The 286-nt window shown below is 51.0% G+C and carries 1 protein-coding gene; it reads right to left on the bottom strand.

Going from position 1 to position 286, the window contains the following annotated elements; all coding sequences use genetic code 11:
- Nucleotides 1-114 precede the first annotated feature (114 nt).
- A partial coding sequence (gene nikR / locus V5P19_RS23345; RefSeq protein WP_334407917.1) for a nickel-responsive transcriptional regulator NikR occupies nucleotides 115-286 on the bottom strand: 172 nt, incomplete at its 5' end.

Here is a 286-nt window from a genome sequence, read left to right as displayed (position 1 = left end):
TAGGAATATATTTAGAACGTTACAAAAGAGAAGGTTCGGATAGGGTATTTAGAGAGGAATCAGGTGTGCTAGTGGCCCTTTGTTGATCGTTCACCAAAGGACCCAATAATAGACTCAATCTTCCTTCGGCAAGCACTGCAAATGCCCGTGCCGCACGCCGCGCTGGGCGATAACGTCATCGGCAAAATGCTGCACGTCACCCATGTCACCTTTCAACACGGCGATTTCCAGACAGTCGTCGTGGTTGATGTGCACATGCAGCGTGGCGACGGAGAGGTCGTGGTGA

Source organism: Enterobacter sp. UNJFSC 003, assembly GCF_036903355.1.
Lineage (GTDB): Bacteria > Pseudomonadota > Gammaproteobacteria > Enterobacterales > Enterobacteriaceae > Enterobacter.
This window is presented reverse-complemented; position numbering and strand designations above follow the sequence as displayed.